Raw genomic sequence first — 18,107 nt, forward strand, 5'->3', positions numbered from 1 at the left:
ATAGCCCGGATCGACTACAGTAATTCCAGGTTTATTTCAGAATAATCAATTAAAAAGCACTTATTTTTCAACAGTCCGATATTTCTGATTAGGATGTGTGGTTACGTTCTTATACATCTGCTCAATTTTTCCCTCTTTGAGCATTGGGCTGATATAATGAATCCTTAATGAATCTTTGTCCCGGTGCAGAATAGATGACAGATCCTCAAGTGTCAAATACCGCCCCTGGCATAATTGTAAAATTGTAGATTCCATAAGCTCTCTCGGGGCCTTCTTCATAGACCTTACTGGTTCGGCAATGGGGATCAATGTATCCAAATGTTCGGAGCTATTGTTCAAATGTTCGGAGCTATGCCCCGAATGTATCGGCCGGTCAAATCCGGTTATATTGAATCCTCCTCTGTCTAAACCCCCGCGATCTAATCTTAATGCTCTGGAACCCTGCAGCGGACCCACCCCTCCTGCTCCGAACATTTCATTCTTCATCGGGTGTCTTCCGGGCAAATAATAGAATGTGCCTCTCCCCATCCCCTCACTCACTAAAAATCCTTTCTCCACCATGTCATGAAGCGACACAGTAATGTCATGAGGATGCTCTTTTGTAACCTCTTTCATCCTACTGTGGTTTACACATCCCTCGCAGAATGCAGTGACTAATGCCACTTTCTCTACATCTTTAAGCTCGTTGAAAGAATCCCCAAATACAACTTTAAGTTCCTCGATAGCATCTTCAGGAAGGAGACTTATCATCTTCATGATAAATACAGTCTGATTGCTTTCAACGCGGACTTCGAGCTCCGGTTCACGCCAGTGCTGTAATCTCCAGTTACGGTAAATTTTCGGGAACCCCGAACCCGCCTGTTCACCTAATCCAATCAATTGAAACATCTTTTGCAAGTTCCGGTTCCTGCAGTCACTTACGCCACCCCGGATTGCCTCAATTTTTGGAATTCTCATCAGGCCGGGATTCCTGAATCCAAATAAATCAGGACGTTTCACTATAAGAATCGAACAATTTCCCGAATAATCGGCATGGATAATCGTATTCACCAGCGCCTCACGTAATGACTCATGAACAGGCGTATCCTCAATCCTTTTATCCCCCTGAAGTTTGAAAGGTACTTTCAATCCTGTAGTGAGTTTTTTTATGACTAACCTATAAAAATCGTACAAATTTCCTGACCAGGACCCATCATTAGTGACTCTGTCAATCCAACGTGCTTCACTATCCTCTCTTTCCTGGTAGTCTACAATATAATTCGGAACTTCATCAAGAATCGACCTGAACTTTCCAAACATCAGCAATCCTGCCAAGGTGAGACCTTCTTTTCCCGTATGCCTGTCTTTTGCCCATCCTCCGAGGTGCCTTAGAAACTCAATATCATCACATTCATTGAAGGGATGGTCGGGTTTACGGTTTGAAAATTGTTGACGATATATCCTGAATGATTCATTATCAATATCTTTAAAATCAAAATGTTCAAGAATAACTGCATCCTGGGTATCATTTGCCTGTTCACCAAGCATCTGTTTCACAAGCTCATGAGGACATTTATAATCCCCCTCATTCTTTCTTAGATAAGTCCCGTCAAGAGGATTTGAACCGATATATACTGGCCGTTCCTTTCTTGAAGCCTGGAGGACATGAATAACAACACCAGTTTTATTATTATCCAATTTAAAAGGCCCGATATCCCTGCTCTGCAGAAGATTGGCGCTCACTTTATTTTTATTGTTGAGGATGTTCCAGATATCCTTAATAATTTTATTATATTCGGGCAGATCATGAAATATTAAATTATTTTGTTTTTCTTCCACACCTAAAATTATGAAACCCCCTTCTGTATTTGCCATTGCAGAATATGTCTCCCATACAGAGTTTGGAAGAGTCCCTCTCCCATCTCTTCCGAGTGCCTTTTTAAATTCTATGTCGTAACCTTCCTGAAGAGATTCCAGATCAAAAAAATCGTCATGCATCTGCACCGCACCTGTTACAATAATGTATTGTAGTATAATTTTAGGTAATGAGAATTTTGGGTTCAAGATGTTATACTGTTTTGCATTGCTATTTTGATAGTAGATGAAATTACTTTCATAAAAAGAATAGGTGCTTTCCGGTCGCCCAGTCCGGGGAAGAGATTTAATGGAAAACGCAAAAAAAATTACTTAAAAAAAATCTGTCCTTTCGTCATCTTAGACCAGCCTCCTTCATGTCATTATATACCTCTACCAACTTCTCGAACATCCTGTTCGCATCGGATAATTCAGGTATTGCTTTTTTCAGGGGATATCTAAGCAACTTAAAAGTGTTTTCCTCAAAATCAGATTCATGCTTTAAAATATCGTCATTAACTTCCAGGATCTGCTCCATAGCTCTTTTAAATTTTGCCGCCGTCTTTTCGATATCCAGTTTATCAGTGCTAATATCCTGTCCCATTGTCCATCAGTTCCCGTTTAGTTATTTTTTTCATTGTCCGGGATAGTCTATAGAACTGACGATCCTGATGTGGAAAATCCTTCAGCCTGAAAGATATTTGAAAAAAAGCGGGGGATGCTAGTCCATCCTGACCGCGACCCATCACCGCATAGAGGTGTTGCCGAAGATGCGCCTGATTTGCCACGCCGAAACTATATTTCAAATTTTGAAGAAGGGCATAAGCCCCTAACGGGGCAGCCCTATGCTCGGTTCGCTATGCGAACTTTCGCAATCGCGATAACCCGCCCTGGGCGCTACCCGTTAGGGTAGCCCCGGCCGGGAGAGATAGCCTTTATAAAAAATAAAATAAGTTAAGAAATCAGGCCATGGATCATTCGAAATTCTCAGATAATAAAAAAATTCATGGAGCGGGAGGGATGCTTGTCCATCCCGGATGTGACATATCACCACAGAGAGGCCCCGAGGTCGGGGCCGATCCGCGGGCTGTCCCCGGCGGCCCGCGGCAAGGGGTTGTCAACGATGTACCGATTACATATGGGTTACATATCAAAAAGCCGGGAAATCCTATATTTTCGTAGAAAAAATCCGATCTACAGTTTCAAAAAAAATATTGTTGTTGAGAAAAACACTTCAGTTACATATCACGATATTATTTTTTATCCCTGTTTCCCAGTCACATAATTGATAACATTCTCGCAGATATCCGCCGAATAATCTCCCACTCTCCTCATACTATCAGAAATAGAAACGATGGAGATCGCAATATGAGCCTGGTAATTAATCGCCAGCTTATTGATCCCGCTGCATTTATCTTCAAAAATAAGCGAATCGTTGATTATATCGTTTGCCTCCTTAAGATCGTGATCGAAGAACGATTTGATGCTGCTCTTGAAGATCACGATCGATTCTTCGTTCACCTTCCCGATCATATCAAGGATCTCTTCAGGCGGTTCGCATTCCCCGAGTTTGACCACGTTATGCGCAATCCTGCTCGCATGATCCCCTACACGCTCGATGATCCTGCTCACGAGGAAGTAATTCATGATCCCGTCGAGAGGCACGCTCATCTTCCTTGCAAGATTGATATCACCCAGTATGAGATTCGTCTGGCGGCCGATAAGCCAGTGAAGACGATCGACATCGTTGTCTCTCGATATAACACTATGGGCAAGTTCGAGATCCCTGCTCTTTAAGGCCCGGACCGCATCCTCGTGCATCTTCTGCACTATAACAGACATCCTGGATATCGTGTTTTCGAGAGGCATCTCCGCAGGATTCAGGAGATCCTTTATGACGATCTCGGTCTCGGTCTCGTCCACGACCTCCTGGCCGATCGCCATATTCGTAAATTCACGGATCTTCTCCGAGGCAAAAGGAGGAAGCCTCCCGTGCGCCCATATCCGCATCGTCGTATATCCCGCGAAATAAGCGCCGATAAGACTCCTGAGAAATAAAGTCTGGTCCGTTATGGCACTTACCTCATAATTCCAGACCTTCTGGATCTGCTCGCCGGTCGTATTCGGCGTAATAAGAATAGTCCCGTCGTCCTGCTCGATAAGGCCGACAGGATCGTTTTTTGCGATTTTATTCCTGGTAATCCATTTCTTAGGCAAAGATACGATATACGAGGACCCACCGCTCATCTGGATCTTTCTGATATCCATATCAGTATTTTTACTCCAAAATATATATAAGAATATTGAAACGATATCCGACTATCTTGATAAATACAAAATATGATCTCTTTCGGGTAAAGTTTATATTTCAAATACCGATTTGATATCGGTGACCTAATGAAGGACAGCCATAGAAAATCAGGTCTGGTATTAGTCGCACTTGCAATTGTTGTCTTTTCTGCAATCTTTGTATGTGGATGTACCGGAAACAGCGGAGTTGATAATCCTTCCTCTACAACGGAAGCGACCAAAGCAACAGTTCAGACTCTCACGGTAACAGGGTCTACAACTGTTCTGCCCATCGCACAGGCAGCTGCCGAAGCATATATGGAAACCAACAAGTACGCAGATATTCAGGTTTCCGGAGGAGGTTCCGGGGTTGGTGTTCAGGCAGTAGGAACAGGTACTGCCGATATCGGAATGGCATCAAGAGATCTGAAAGCATCGGAATCCGAAGAATATCCGAATCTTGTTCAGCATGTCATCGCAGGTGACGGAATAGCTCTTGTAGTCTACAAAGACAATCCTGTAGACAGCCTTACACTCGCACAGATCAAATCGATATACAAAGGTGAGATCACAAACTGGAACCAGGTAGGCGGCAATGATATGGAGATCGTAGTCGTAGGCCGTGACTCATCATCAGGAACCAGAGAATTCTTCTATGAATCGGTAATGGACGAAGAGGACTTCGTATCCACACAGCTCGAGAAGAACTCGAACGGTGCCGTAGCACAAACCGTAAGTCAGACACCGGGAGCGATAGGCTACCTCAGTATGGGATACCTTGACGATTCGCTTAAAGCTCTCGACATAAATGTCGACGGAACTCTCATCGAAGCAACAGTCGACAACGTTCTTTCAGGAAAATACCCGGTTGCAAGAAACCTCAACATGTTCACCAACGGTGAAGCATCAGGACTTGCAGCAGACTTCTTAGCCTACATCCTCGGCAGTGACGGACAGGCAATCGTAGTCGAAGAGGGTTACGTCCCTGTAGCGTAAACGAAAAAAACATTCGGGAGACAATTCTCCCATTAATTTTTTATTATGACATACGGTACAGATTTAAAAAAAAAGACTGTAAAGGATGAAAAATTTCCTTATAGTTCGAGTAATCTTTCGGATCAAATCGTCCGGGGGATACTTTTCGCCGCAGCCGCTTTTGGCGTTCTCACCGTTTTTTTCATACTGCTTTTCCTCCTGAAAGACGGTATTCCTGCTTTTGCCTCCATCGGACTGTACGATTTTTTGTTTGGTAGCGTCTGGAATCCCGGGGGAGCAAATCCTACATACGGTACACTCCCGCTGTGGGTCGACACCCTTCTCGTAACACTGGGTGCGATGATTATAGCCGCACCTCTCGGAATAGGCAGTGCAATATATATCTCCGAGATCGCGTCATCCAGGATCAGATCGGTAATCAAACCCGCGGTCGAACTCCTTGCAGGAATCCCTTCGGTCGTCTACGGTTTCTTCGGTCTCGTAATACTGACGGACTGGCTGAGGATAACGTTCGATCTTGCCACCGGAGAATGCTGGCTTGCCGGCTCTATCCTTCTCGGCATAATGGCTCTTCCGACGATCATCAGCGTATCGGAAGATGCGATCAATGCGGTTCCCGATAATTTCAGGCGGGGCTCGCTCGGGCTCGGCGCCACATACTGGCAGACGATAAGCAAGGTAATCGTCCCTGCGGCTCTCTCCGGGATCACTGCGGCCATCATTCTCGGAATGGGCCGGGCGATAGGAGAGACTATGGCAGTGATGATGGTTACGGGTAACTCAGCCATAATACCGGACCCGATATACAATATATTCTCGCCGGTACGAACACTCACAGGAACACTGGGAATTGAGATGGGCGAGGTTGCGGTAGGAAGCGAGCACTATCATGCATTATTCGGCGTCGCACTGCTCCTTCTCGTGATAACTCTCGTAGTGAACCTGTCCGCCCGGCACATCATCAACAGGATCAGGCTCAAAGGAACGGGTTCCAACAACAAGGGCAGATCGAAATTTTCGCTCCCGAACAGGGATGCATTCAAATTATCAGAAAGATCGAAAGAGCGGCTGAAATACGCAGTAATAGTGGTTTTCCTTCTATGCCTGCTTTATATCAATATATTCCTGTGCACCGCCGCGGTCGCCCTGATACTTTTATGGAAGTTCTGGCTCCAGTCCCTCGACCCGAAAAAGATGCAGAAGCTCGCGTACGTGCTCCTGTACATGTCCATAGGAATCGTGCTGGTAGTGCTCGGCATAATCCTCTACGACATCATATCGAAGGGGCTTCCGGCAATGTCCTGGGAATTCCTGACAGGATATCCAAAGGATCTCGGAAGAGAGGGAGGAATATTCCCGGCGATCATTGGTACGCTGTATCTTGTCGGCGGAGCGATACTGTTCGCACTTCCGATCGGCGTCTGCGCCGCGATATATCTTGTCGAATATACTAAAGAGAGTCGAATCACCTCGATAATCAGATCGGGTGTCGATCTCCTGAACGGCACTCCTTCGATCGTCTTCGGTCTCTTCGGGTTCGCGTTCCTGGTATTGTTCCTCGACTTCGGGGTCTGCCTTCTCGCCGGAATGATAACGCTCGGCCTGATGGTCCTCCCGACGATAATCAGGACCACTGAAGAGGCCTTAAAGAGCGTTCCCGATTCGTTGAGGCACGGGAGCCTCGCACTCGGGGCAACAAAATGGCAGACGATACGAAAAGTCGTCCTCTCCCCCGCAGCGCCGGGAATCATAACCGGAACGATCCTCTCAATAGGAAGGGCGGCAGGCGAGACGGCCCCGATCATGTTTACGGCCGTTGTGTTCACGACCCGTTTCCTGCCTTCATCGGTATTCGATCCCGTCATGGCACTGCCGTATCATCTCTTCATTCTCTCGACGAATGTGCCGGGGGCAACGACAAACCAGTACGGGACGGCCCTCGTACTCCTGCTACTCGTAATGGCTGTATATTGTATTGCAATCCTGGTAAGGAACCATTATCAGAAATCCCTAAGGTGGTAATTCAGATGTCAGATAAAGAAACAATACTTGAAACGAAGAAGCTCAATCTCTTCTACGGCGAAAAACAGGCCCTGACAGAGGTTGACGTTCAGGTTTACAAAAACCATGTAACCGCACTCATCGGCCCTTCGGGATGTGGAAAGTCCACTCTTCTCAGGTGCTTCAACAGGATGAACGACCTTGTCGCGAACTGCAGGATCGACGGAGAGATCATATACCACGACCGGAATATCTACTCGCCGGGCACTGACGTCGTCCACATGAGAAAGAAGATCGGGATGGTATTCCAGCAGCCCAACCCGTTCCCGAAATCGATCTATGACAATATCGCATACGGGCCGAGGATCCACGGGACAAAAGACAGGAAGAAACTCGACGAGATCGTAGAGAAAAGCCTGAAGCAGGCCGCATTATGGGAAGAAGTCCACGACAGGCTGGACGAACCTGCGATGGGACTATCCGGCGGACAGCAGCAGAGGCTCTGCATCGCAAGGACGCTTGCAGTCGAGCCTGAGATCATCCTGATGGACGAACCATGCTCTGCACTCGATCCGATAGCCACTTCGAAGATCGAGTCGCTGATAGACGATCTCAAGAAGACCTACACTGTCATCATCGTTACGCACAGCATGTCGCAGGCTTCGAGGGTCTCCGATTATACGGGATTCATGTACCTCGGGAAGATGATCGAGTTCGGCGATACGGAGAAGATATTCACGAGCCCGGACGAAGAGCTGACGAACAACTACATTACCGGAAGGTTCGGATAAGGTGGGAAATTAAATGAGCGATAAATTTCAGTCTGATTTGAAAAAATTAAAGGAATACACCATAGAGATGGGTGAATTCTCAATCACCATGTTCAGGGATTCACTTAAAGCATTAAACGACATGGACGAAAAGCTTGCAAACGACGTGATCGGGCGAAAGAGGAAGCTTGCAGAGTACAACAACAACATCGACGAGGAAACCCTGAGGGTTCTCACGCTCTACCATCCGGTCGCAAGCGATATCAGGTTCATATCGTGCATCTCGCAGATGAACACCTCGCTCTACAGGCTCGGGCGGAACGGGAAGGATATTGCCAAACTTATCACTATTCTCCCCAATACGCCGCACCTGAACGTGTTCAAAAATATCTGCCATATGGGCGATTATGTCGCCAATATGATAGCCGACGTCCTCGAGGCGTTCAGGACCGGCGATATCTCGAAGATCCTCGATCTCGGAAAGAGGGACAATTACGTCGACAATCTCCAAGAGACGATCTTCCGTGAGAGTTTTACGTATATGATGGAGGACAGCAGCAACATCTCCCGGTGCATCGAATATGTCATGGTCTCGAGATATCTCGAAAGGATGGGGGACCATGCATGCCTTATGGGAGAGAAGGTATATTTTATGATAGAAGGGAAGAAAATAGAGTTCCATTAAACGGTCGTTTTAAATGTCAAAAATAAGCCTGAATAATCCCGGTATTTTTATCAACCGCGAACTTTCATGGATAGAATTCAACAGGATGGTGCTTGAGGAAGCGCAGGACCAGAGACATCCGCTTCTCGAGAGAGTGAAATTTCTCTCCATCTTCTCGAGCAACCTCGACGAATTCATGATGATCCGTGTGTCGGGACTGAGGAGGCAGAAGAAAGCGGGAGCTTTAGAGTCCCCTCCCGACGGACTGACGCCGACCCGGCAGCTCTCGGCCATCCGCTCGGAGGTGAAGACGCAGATCCTCGAGTCCGATCAGATCTGGCGCGATATTCTTCTGCCCGACCTTAATAAGAAAGGCATATTCATCCACCGCTTCAGGGAGCTGAATAAAAAGCAGAAGAGCTTCCTGAGAAAATATTTTGAAAAGGAGATCTTTCCCGCCCTGACCCCGATGGCGTTTGACCCGGGCCGCCCGTTTCCCTTCATATCGAACCTTAGCCTGAACCTCGCCGTAATCATCGACGATCCGCAGGAAGGAAATATCTTTTCGAGGCTCAAGATCCCAAGGGAGACCTTCCCGAGACTGATCAGGATACCGCCGGAATGTATCAAACTTTCCGAAGAATGCCCGGGTCTTGCAGATGAGTATCACTTTGTCTTCATCGAGGATCTCGCCGCCGCGAATGTCGATCTCCTCTTCCCCGAGGAAAAGATCGTCAACTGTTATCCGTTCGTCGTATCGAGAGATGCCGACCTCGAGATCGAGGAGGACGAAGCAGCCGATCTCCTGACCGCGATCGAGGAGAGTGTCGAACTGAGACGGATCGGGTCACCAGTGAGACTTGAAGTTGACCGGTCCATGCCGAAATGGGTACGAAATATCCTTGCAAAGAAGTTCGAGCTGGGTTCAAGTGATGTGTACACTGTAGACGAACACCTGAGAAAGTCGGACCTTATGCAGCTGATGGATGTCGACCGGCCCGACCTGAAGGACAAGCCGTTCCTTCCCTCCTATCCGTGCGGACTTGAGGATGAAGATAAGAGCATCTTCCCGGAGATCAAAAAGGGGGATATTCTCTTTTACCATCCCTACGACAGCTTCACCCCGATCGTGAATTTCATACGGCAGGCGGCTGCGGACCCGGATGTAATCGCTATAAAGCAGACTCTCTACAGGACCGGCCCGAAATCGCCGATCGTCCAGGAGCTTATGAAAGCAAGGATGAACGGCAAGCAGGTCTCGGTGATGGTCGAGCTCAAGGCGAGATTCGACGAACAGAACAATATCACCTGGGCGAAGGCGCTTGAGAGAACCGGGGTTCATGTCGTCTACGGGCTGATGGGAATCAAGGTCCACGCGAAGATGACGATGGTCGTCAGGAGAGAGAAGGAAGGGCTTGAGACCTACATCCATATCGGGACCGGCAACTACAACCCTGTTACTGCAAGGATCTACACCGATATCGGCATCATGACGTGCGACGAATCCATCGCCTCCGATGTCACCGATCTCTTCAATGCCTTAACAGGTCATTCAGGAAAACGCGAGTTCAACGATCTCATCGTCTCCTACGGCACAACCGGAAAGATGAAAGAGAAGATCCTGGGCCTGATCGAACAGGAGATCAAGGTCCATAAACAGGGCAAAGAGGGTTATATCGCGTTCAAACTGAACCAGCTCGTGGACCCGGATATCATTCTCGCACTCTACAGGGCTTCGAAAGCAGGTGTCAAAATCGTTCTCCAGGTGAGGGGCATCTGCTGCCTCAGACCTGGAATGAAGGATATCAGCGAGAATATCGTATGCACGTCCATAGTGGGGCGATTCCTCGAACATTCGAGGATACTTTACTTCAGGAACGACGGCAACGATATCCTTCTTACAGGAAGCGCGGACATGATGCAGAGGAATCTCAACCGGAGAGTCGAGATCCTGATGGAGATTAAAGACGAAAACGTCAAATCCGAGATAAAAAAGATCCTGGATATTCACCTGAGGGACAATGTAAATTCGAGAGACCTTCGCCCTGACGGCAGCTATGTCAAGAAAGAAGCGTCAGGGGAGAGATGCGATGCACAGCAGTGGATGATAGATCACAGGGGTGTCTGGAATGAAGGGCACCCATAATAATAAACGCTTTTCTCCTTCAAGTACTGATTATAAATCACGGAGCAGTGAAGATGTCAGGGAAATATAAATGTCCTGACAAAGGGTATTGCCTTTATGCCGCAGAATATATGACTTCCCTTCTCTCGGCGCTTGCTGCAGAGACGGAGGGTGTGAAATATTCGGATGACATCGAATACGTCCACCGCTGCAGGGTTGCGACGAGAAGACTTCGTGCGGCGATGTCTGTATTCGAGGAATGTTTTCCCAAAAAAGAGTTCGGGGTCTGGCTGAAACAGATCAAAGGGATCACCGGCTCGCTCGGCGAGGCAAGGGACCTGGATGTTCAGGTAGATTTCCTCAAAGGGTTCCTCTCATCCGAAGAGCAGCATGGAAGTAAGGTTTTTTTTATCGCCGGGGATGCTGCGGGAAAGACAAATCAGGCAAACGTTTCCGAGACTGCGATAATCCCGGTCTATTCTGAAGAAGACGACGACCGGGCAGGGGTGTCGGTCGTATCAAGGATCGTGAACTTCTTCAGGCATATCTTTTCGCCGGGGACTGTCGAAGATAAAAACGGGGAGACTGCACTCGCCCCGGAATATAATTTCAGGGCTTCCGATCCTTATACGGCAGGAATCGAATGCCTGATTACGAGACTGGAACAGAAGAGGAAGAGCATCCAGCCGGAGGTCATAAAGTCCATCGAATCTTTCGAGAAGTCGAAGACGGCCGAGAAGATGGGGACTTACCTGAGGGCGATGATCGTCGAAGCGGACCTGAACCAGACGGATATCCACTCCCCTTATTCCTTCGAGAAGGCATTTTACAACATAACGCTTGCAGAGGAGGGCCTGTACTGGTACGAGAGGTTCCTGAAAGATCCGTCCCTGGTTAAAAGGCATCACGAGATGAGGATCTCGGCGAAGAAGTTCCGGTATACGATCGAGACATATTCCGGACTGTACGAGGGGGAGCTGAAAGACCAGATCAAGGTTATGAAAAAGCTGCAGGACTATCTCGGCGATATGCACGACTGCGATGTCTGGGCGGCCTTTCTCGATGACTTCATCGACGAGGAGAGGAAGAGGAACATAGAATTCTTCGGAAACGACCGCTTTTTCATGTTCGTTCTTCCGGGTCTCAACTTCCTCAAAGAGAACAGGATCTCGAAGAGGACGGAACTGTATACCAAACTTCTCGAATACTGGGACGGTATGAAGAAGGAGCATTTCCGCGAGGACCTGGGATCGGTGATCTCTCTTCCTCTTCAATCCTCTCTGAACCGTATCATCGACAGCTCGCCTGAAGACTCGCCCATCCATATCGCACTAATAGGAGATGTCCATGCGAACCTCCCCGCACTCGAGGCTGTTCTCGCTGACGCGAAAGAACGCGGTGCAGCGGCTGTTATCAACACCGGCGATTTTATCGGCTACGGCGCTTTTCCAGACCAGACAGTATCGAAGATCAGGGCCGAGCATATCATCAGTGTCATCGGGAACTATGATCTTTCTGTACTGAAGTCCAAGACGAAGAAGAAGAGCCTCCCGAAGAACAGGCATAAACGTTTCGCCATGGAATGGGCGTATAAAGAGCTCTCGGATGAGAACAAGAGGTATCTAAAGCTGCTTCCTAAAAATCTCAGCCTCATGGTGAAGGGTATGTCTTTGTATGTCACACACGGGTCGCCGGATTCGATTAAGGATTACATAAACGAGACCACACCCGACGATCTTCTCAGGTCGTATATCAGCGGGACGGGAGCGGATTTCATCATCACCGGACACACCCATACGCAGTACGCAAAGAAGATCGATGATACGTGGTTTATCAATACCGGCAGCGTGGGAAGACCGGATGACGGAGATCCGAGGGCATGCTATGCCATGCTGAGCCTGAATCCTTTCTCCCTGTATCATGTCAGGGTGCCGTACGACGTGGAGAGGGCTGTCGAGGAGATCTACAGGAAGAACCTGCCAGAATCATTCGCAAGGATATTCCGGGAAGGAAAACCGCTGGATATAATTATGTACTCGGATTGATATGAACTTTGAAGACTCTGCAGAGATACAAAACTGCCTTGGGATACTAGAGGCCTACGGTGTCGATACCGTGCACCCGGCGCATGTGACAAAGACCGCAGCTGTACTCTTCGACTGCCTCAAAGAGCTCCATCACCTTGGCGAATCTGAAAGGAGGCTTCTTATCTACGGGTCCCTTCTTCACGACATCGGCTGGAGCATATCCGAAAAGAAACATCACAGGCATTCGATGGATATCATACTGGGGGACAAGTCCCTGAATTTAAATGACCGGGAGAGGACGATCGTCGCCAATATCGCGAGGTACCACAGGAAGGCACTTCCCTCGGACGAGCACGAAAACTTCTCGGGTTTAAGCCCGGAGGAGAAAAATATGATTCTCGTGAATTCCTCGATCCTCAGGATCGCCGACGCCCTCGACAGGATGCATATGTCGAGGATCGAAGTGGCCGGGTGCACGGTTAGCGGGGATTCGGTAATAATAAAATGCAGAGCTTCCGGGATCTCGATGTACGAGATCACCGCGTTGGAAAAGAAGAGCGACCTGTTCAAACAAGTTTTTAACAAGAATGTGAGGCCGGTATGCCTGATAGAACAGAAGAAAAAATAATATCATTTATCGATCTCGGGACAAATTCTGCAAGGCTGCTTATCGCAAGGATATATTCCAATCATTCGTTCTCCGTCCTGCGGCGGCAGAAAGAGATAATAAGACTTGGAGAGGGCAGTTTTGCGCAGGGAGTAATATCCGAATATGCAATTGAAAGGGCAATCGATCTCTGCAGGAAATACGTCGAGATCTCGCAGAACTTTAATGTGGACGAGATCCACGCGGTCGCGACATCGGCGGCGAGGGATGCGGTCAACGGCCAGGATCTCATACACAGGATCAGGCTGGAGACGGGCCTTGACATAAAGATAATATCGGGAGAGGAAGAGGCGAGACTGATCTATCTCGGGGTTTCGAACAATCTCAGCATGGACGACAGGTTATGCCTTTTTATAGATATCGGCGGAGGAAGCACCGAGATAATCGTCGGCAGCCGCTTCGATTATGTCTATATAAAAAGCCTGAAACTTGGCGCCCTGAGGACGCATTTCCGGTTCCTGGACAACTCGGGTACCGGGGTAATAGACCAGGACAAGAGAGAGAAGATCCGGAAATTTGTCGAGAGCAAGATCTCGTATACGAAGACCGAGGTGCTCAGCCAGCCGGTAGAGAAAGTATACGGGAGTTCGGGAACGATAAAGGCGCTGATATCGCTTGCTGAAAAGTACAGGAATAAGAACTCCTCATCAAATGGCGAAAATTCTGCCGATATCGCAGAGATCGAGAACGTTATGCTCAGGCTGTGCGGCATGAGCCTTGAAGAGAGAAGGAATATTCCCGGACTTAATCCCGCTCGTTCGGATATCGTTGCAACGGGTGCGATAATCCTTCATACGCTGATGAAGGAGATGAAGATCGCGAGGATCTATTCGACCGACAGTAGTCTAAGGGACGGGCTGCTGTTCGATTATATGCTGAAGCAGCCTGGATTTAAGTCGGCCCTCGATATCCCGGTAAAGGAGAAGAGCGTCAGGCATCTCGGCAGGTCGTGCAGGATCGACGAGGACCATGCAGAGCATGTCACGAAACTTTCGAGGGATCTCTTCGAGAGTGCAAAGGAATGCGGGCTTCATAACTACGGCCCGGATGAACTGGAGATGCTGGAATATGCCGCATATCTTCATGATATCGGGCAGTTCGTAGCGTTTTCCGGGCACCAGAATCATTCATGCTACATGATCATGAATAAATCGCTCCTGGGGTTCAACCAGGAAGAACTGAGAATTATCGGCCTTATCGCAAATTTCCACAGGAAGAAAGTGCCCAAATTAAAGGATGAAATATTCAGCGGCCTTGAAGAGGAGACTGTAAAATACATAATTGTCCTCTCTCTTTTCCTGAGAATCGCTGAGCATCTTGAAAGAAGCCACGACGGAAGGGTGAAGAGAGCGTGGTTTTCAAAAAGCGATAAAAAGCTGCTGGTTAATATCGAGCCAGTGAAGGACTGCACGATCGAACTGCGGGCGATGGAGGACGATCTCGCCGTTTTGGAGAATACGTTCGGTCTGAAGGCGGAGATCAATGAGATCAAATAAATCCCGATTCTTTTAGAATTTATCCGGGGTAAACCTGAAGCTGCCTTTTGGTACGGTAATTTCGAAGTTTACTCCTTTACCTTCTTTTCCGTTTTCAGCAATCAGGATGCCGGTTATCGAGAGAATTTCACGTGAAAGGAACAGTCCGAGCCCCGTATTCTTGCCGAAACCTCTCTGGAAGAGTTTCTCTCTGTCCTTATCGGCGATCCCGACACCGTTGTCCCTGTAAGAGATGACGAGGTTCTCATTTTCATCTGAATATGAAAGCGAGATTTCGGTTACGCTGCCTCCGTGTCGAAAAGAATTTTCCATCAGGTTATAGAACACTTTCTCGATAAGGGGGTCGCAGAATATTTCAAGTCCTTTCAGCTTGTTTTCAAATTTGATCCCTTCCATATCCAGCATTCCGGCGCACTGGTCAGCTATGATGCCGACATTCTGCCATTTCGGTTCGTTGACCCCGATATCCTGGTATTGCCGGGTGAATTCGATCTGGCGCTGGATTAAATTGACTGCTTCGGTCTCTTTAGCGATGAATTTCTGAAGGTCGGGATCTTCAGCAATATCTTTTGACATTTCAAGATATCCGGTGACGGCCATAATCGAATTCAGGATATCGTGCCTGGTAATAGAAGAGAGCATATTGAGTTTCTTGTTGGCTAGAGAGAGGGCATCTTCGGCTTTTTTGCGATCGGTGAAATCCGTTATGATGAAATTGAATCCTGTCTGGTCATTTTCATGAACGGTGAAGGTCCTGTTCATTCTTATGTGCCTGACCGATCCGTCCCTGGAAAAGACCCTGAATATATTGTCGCCGGGTTCTTCATCATCTTTTTTCCGGAGGATATCCCTAGCATGCAGGAGGTCTTCCGGATGCACATAATTCAGAATGTTCATACCGATTACTTCTTCGGGGGTGTAGCCATAGATCTTTTCAATAATTTTATTTATAAACAGGATTTTTCCGTCCAGATCGGTCGTTAATATTACATCGCTTATATTCTCCACGAGATTCCTGTATTTTTTTTCGCTCTCCACAAGAGCTTTTTCGGCTTTTTTGATTTCTGTTACATCATCATATATTGCGACAATCTCTCCCGAAGGAAGCCGATAGACAAAATTCTCTCTCCAGCTTTCGATCTGTTTGTCCTTATACTGTGAGACCGGATGACTCTGCGGTGTTCCGGTATTCCAGACCGTGCGAAAAACCTGGAGTAATCCGAATTCCTTTATTCCGGGAAAAACCTTGGTGACCCTCTTTCCGATTAATTCATTTTTATCGATATTCTCAATAATTTCCGCACCGCGATTTAGATCGACGAATTCGAAATCTTTTCCGTCGTCAACGGCTTTGTAAACCGCTACACCGCTTTTCATCGAGTTGAAGAGCTCCCTGAAACGGTCTTCGCTCTTTTTGAGTTCTTCTTCCGCTTTCCTTATCTCGGTGATGTCTCCAAGTGTCTCAACCGCACCGATTATCGAGCCGCTCTTATCTTTTATTAGCGAAGAGGTAAAATAGAGCCATTTCCCTGATTCTTTCATATGAGGAAAAAAGTCGACCGCTTCATATGCACCCTCGATGAATTGCGATCTATCATATTTTCCTTTATACAACTCCGGGATACGATCTTCTTCTCCGTCAATAAGTAAATCGGGGAGGGTGGGCCTTTTTTTCGGGTAGAATGCCTTCCAGTGACGGTTTGTCCCCATAACCTCATTTGATTTTATCCCGCTGTATTTCTCAAGAGCTTCGCTCCAGAAGAGAACTTTATGATCGCGATCTATGACAAATTGCGGGATTGGAGACCCGTCGACTATGGCCTCAATCCATGTTTCGCAGGGGGCGTATTTTTCAATCTCCCTTTCAGGGGTCTTAACAGTATTTTTAGGACACATCTTCGCAATTCCGACAGGTGATAATAGTTAAAAAATAATATATATACTTATCCGAGTTGCTATCAGAATCCAAAAATTTGATCCGGATTATCTTAGAAAGGGAGGGGGACGAGCGTCCCTCCGGGACAGCACACCTTGAATTCATAAAGATGCAAAATAAATTATTAAAGATCAAATGATATTTATTCAAAATCTGAATAGATTAAACAGTAGCTGTTAGAGCCACCCGAATTATAACTCCCAGCTTCAGGAATAAATTCTTCAAGTCCGGGATCGTATCTGATCGCGTTTTCAAAGGAGAGCTCCGCTTCGCTCACGTTACCAGTGTTCAAAAGGACGTACCCTCTTAATAGCCATGCTAATCCATATTCAGGATCTATTTCGAGTGCTCTATTTGAACTTTCCAGGGCTTCTTCATCTTGATTGAAGTTCCCGTTATTGTAATACATCCCCCTGATGCACCATGCCGTTGCATTATTTGGATCAGATTCAACCATTTGATCATAATATTCTCTACTTGAATTTACTTTGGCTGCAAATTCTTTGATCTTTTCCTGATCATTCTCCCCTGAGTCCCCGAGACACCCACAACACAGGAATAAAAGGAGCATCAGAAAAAATAAAGAGTATATTATTGTGAATTTTTTCATAAGATCTTATTTCTGGCATATAAAAATAAAGGTAACTCTTCAGCCAATCATCTCCAGCGAGGTAATTAATTATCCTGCTACCACTCTTCTAATTGCCTCAAAGATCAACCTTCCATTTTTTCTTGCAGTTGATACGTGTCCTACATTCCCGTGAACACATAAATATGGGAAAGAGAAAAAGATATTATATTGGTTTGATTATTATTTAATTGATATAATGTCCGTATTCCAATATGGACCAACATCGCTATATATCACTCCAAGTACCTAACGAGTGCTATCATATTCACCGAGGAAACTCATTCCGTTTACAATTTAAGTCAAAATAGAGGCATTTTGAACGTAACTCATTATGAATTATCAGGAATGTAAGATGTGTGTACCCGCTTCTCCTTCCAAACATTATCGCCCCTTCAAACGATCTGAATGTCCCTGATATTTTCTGCTGAACCTTCATCATTCTCACGTTACGTTCTGCGAGATTATTTGTAAAAGGAACTATCGAATTGTACATAAACCTCAGAATATCTCCACGATACTTTTTAAGCCAGACAAGCAAGTTAAAAGGTTTTGATTTCTTTTTTGATCCTCTTTTTCCCTTATTCTCTTGTTCATCAGATGGAAGATTCACTTTCATTCCTTCTTCGATTATTGTCTTGTATTTTTCTTCGAATTCAGTAATTTTTAACATAT

Annotated in this window: 14 protein-coding genes; 8 read left to right on the forward strand and 6 right to left on the reverse strand. The window is 46.7% G+C overall.

Going from position 1 to position 18,107, the window contains the following annotated elements; translation table 11 throughout:
* Nucleotides 1-60: 60 nt before the first annotated feature.
* The 3 genes from MPET_RS07505 to MPET_RS07520 form a co-directional block, all read right to left on the reverse strand.
* Nucleotides 61-1,977: an RNA-binding domain-containing protein gene (locus MPET_RS07505; protein ID WP_013329416.1), complete on the reverse strand. Its 1,917-nt coding sequence runs from the start codon at nt 1,975-1,977 to the stop codon at nt 61-63.
* Nucleotides 1,978-2,188: 211 nt separating this feature from the next.
* Nucleotides 2,189-2,437 carry a hypothetical protein gene (locus MPET_RS07510; protein ID WP_048130771.1) on the reverse strand — a complete coding sequence of 83 codons (249 nt, stop codon included), beginning with the start codon at nt 2,435-2,437 and terminating at the stop codon, nt 2,189-2,191.
* Nucleotides 2,438-3,093: 656 nt separating this feature from the next.
* Nucleotides 3,094-4,101 (reverse strand): phosphate uptake regulator PhoU, encoded by a 1,008-nt coding sequence (locus MPET_RS07520; protein WP_013329418.1) that lies wholly within the window; start codon nt 4,099-4,101, stop codon nt 3,094-3,096.
* 129 nt (nt 4,102-4,230) lie between these two features.
* Between MPET_RS07520 and MPET_RS07525 the strand changes: the two genes are divergently transcribed.
* The 8 genes from MPET_RS07525 to MPET_RS07560 are packed head-to-tail and all read left to right on the forward strand — an operon-like array spanning nt 4,231 to nt 14,868.
* The gene (locus MPET_RS07525; RefSeq protein ID WP_013329419.1) at nt 4,231-5,118 is read left to right on the forward strand and encodes a phosphate ABC transporter substrate-binding protein; all 888 of its coding nucleotides are present in this window, start codon (nt 4,231-4,233) and stop codon (nt 5,116-5,118) included.
* A gap of 45 nt (nt 5,119-5,163) precedes the next feature.
* Nucleotides 5,164-7,140, forward strand: coding sequence for a phosphate ABC transporter permease PstA (gene pstA / locus MPET_RS07530; RefSeq protein WP_013329420.1), 1,977 nt, complete (start codon nt 5,164-5,166; stop codon nt 7,138-7,140).
* A gap of 5 nt (nt 7,141-7,145) precedes the next feature.
* Complete coding sequence (pstB, locus tag MPET_RS07535; RefSeq protein ID WP_013329421.1) at nt 7,146-7,910, forward strand: phosphate ABC transporter ATP-binding protein PstB; 765 nt, start codon at nt 7,146-7,148, stop codon at nt 7,908-7,910.
* Between the two features lie 13 nt (nt 7,911-7,923).
* Nucleotides 7,924-8,574: a phosphate signaling complex protein PhoU gene (phoU, locus tag MPET_RS07540; protein ID WP_013329422.1), complete on the forward strand. Its 651-nt coding sequence runs from the start codon at nt 7,924-7,926 to the stop codon at nt 8,572-8,574.
* Nucleotides 8,575-8,587: 13 nt separating this feature from the next.
* Nucleotides 8,588-10,699, forward strand: a complete 2,112-nt coding sequence (gene ppk1, locus MPET_RS07545; protein ID WP_013329423.1) for a polyphosphate kinase 1 — start codon at nt 8,588-8,590, stop codon at nt 10,697-10,699.
* Between the two features lie 53 nt (nt 10,700-10,752).
* A complete protein-coding gene (locus MPET_RS07550; protein WP_013329424.1) occupies nt 10,753-12,723 on the forward strand; it encodes a CHAD domain-containing protein in 1,971 nt (656 codons plus the stop codon).
* Between the two features lies 1 nt (nt 12,724).
* Nucleotides 12,725-13,333 (forward strand): HD domain-containing protein, encoded by a 609-nt coding sequence (locus MPET_RS07555; protein ID WP_013329425.1) that lies wholly within the window; start codon nt 12,725-12,727, stop codon nt 13,331-13,333.
* On the forward strand, nt 13,306-14,868 hold the full coding sequence (locus tag MPET_RS07560) for a Ppx/GppA phosphatase family protein (RefSeq protein ID WP_013329426.1): 1,563 nt from the start codon (nt 13,306-13,308) through the stop codon (nt 14,866-14,868). Before MPET_RS07555 ends, MPET_RS07560 begins: the two co-directional genes overlap by 28 nt.
* A gap of 12 nt (nt 14,869-14,880) precedes the next feature.
* Here the strand turns inward: MPET_RS07560 and MPET_RS14505 are convergent, their stop codons facing one another.
* The 3 genes from MPET_RS14505 to MPET_RS07575 all read right to left on the reverse strand — a co-directional run bounded on the left by MPET_RS14505 (nt 14,881) and on the right by MPET_RS07575 (nt 18,105).
* Entirely contained in the window at nt 14,881-16,764 is a 1,884-nt protein-coding gene (locus MPET_RS14505) for a PAS domain-containing protein (RefSeq protein ID WP_013329427.1), read from the reverse strand.
* A 182-nt stretch (nt 16,765-16,946) separates the two neighbouring features.
* Complete coding sequence (locus MPET_RS14510; RefSeq protein WP_013329428.1) at nt 16,947-17,414, reverse strand: tetratricopeptide repeat protein; 468 nt, start codon at nt 17,412-17,414, stop codon at nt 16,947-16,949.
* 286 nt (nt 17,415-17,700) lie between these two features.
* The gene (locus MPET_RS07575; RefSeq protein ID WP_052297248.1) at nt 17,701-18,105 is read right to left on the reverse strand and encodes an IS66 family transposase; all 405 of its coding nucleotides are present in this window, start codon (nt 18,103-18,105) and stop codon (nt 17,701-17,703) included.
* Between the last annotated feature and the right edge of the window lie 2 nt (nt 18,106-18,107).

Source organism: Methanolacinia petrolearia DSM 11571, assembly GCF_000147875.1.
Lineage (GTDB): Archaea > Halobacteriota > Methanomicrobia > Methanomicrobiales > Methanomicrobiaceae > Methanolacinia > Methanolacinia petrolearia.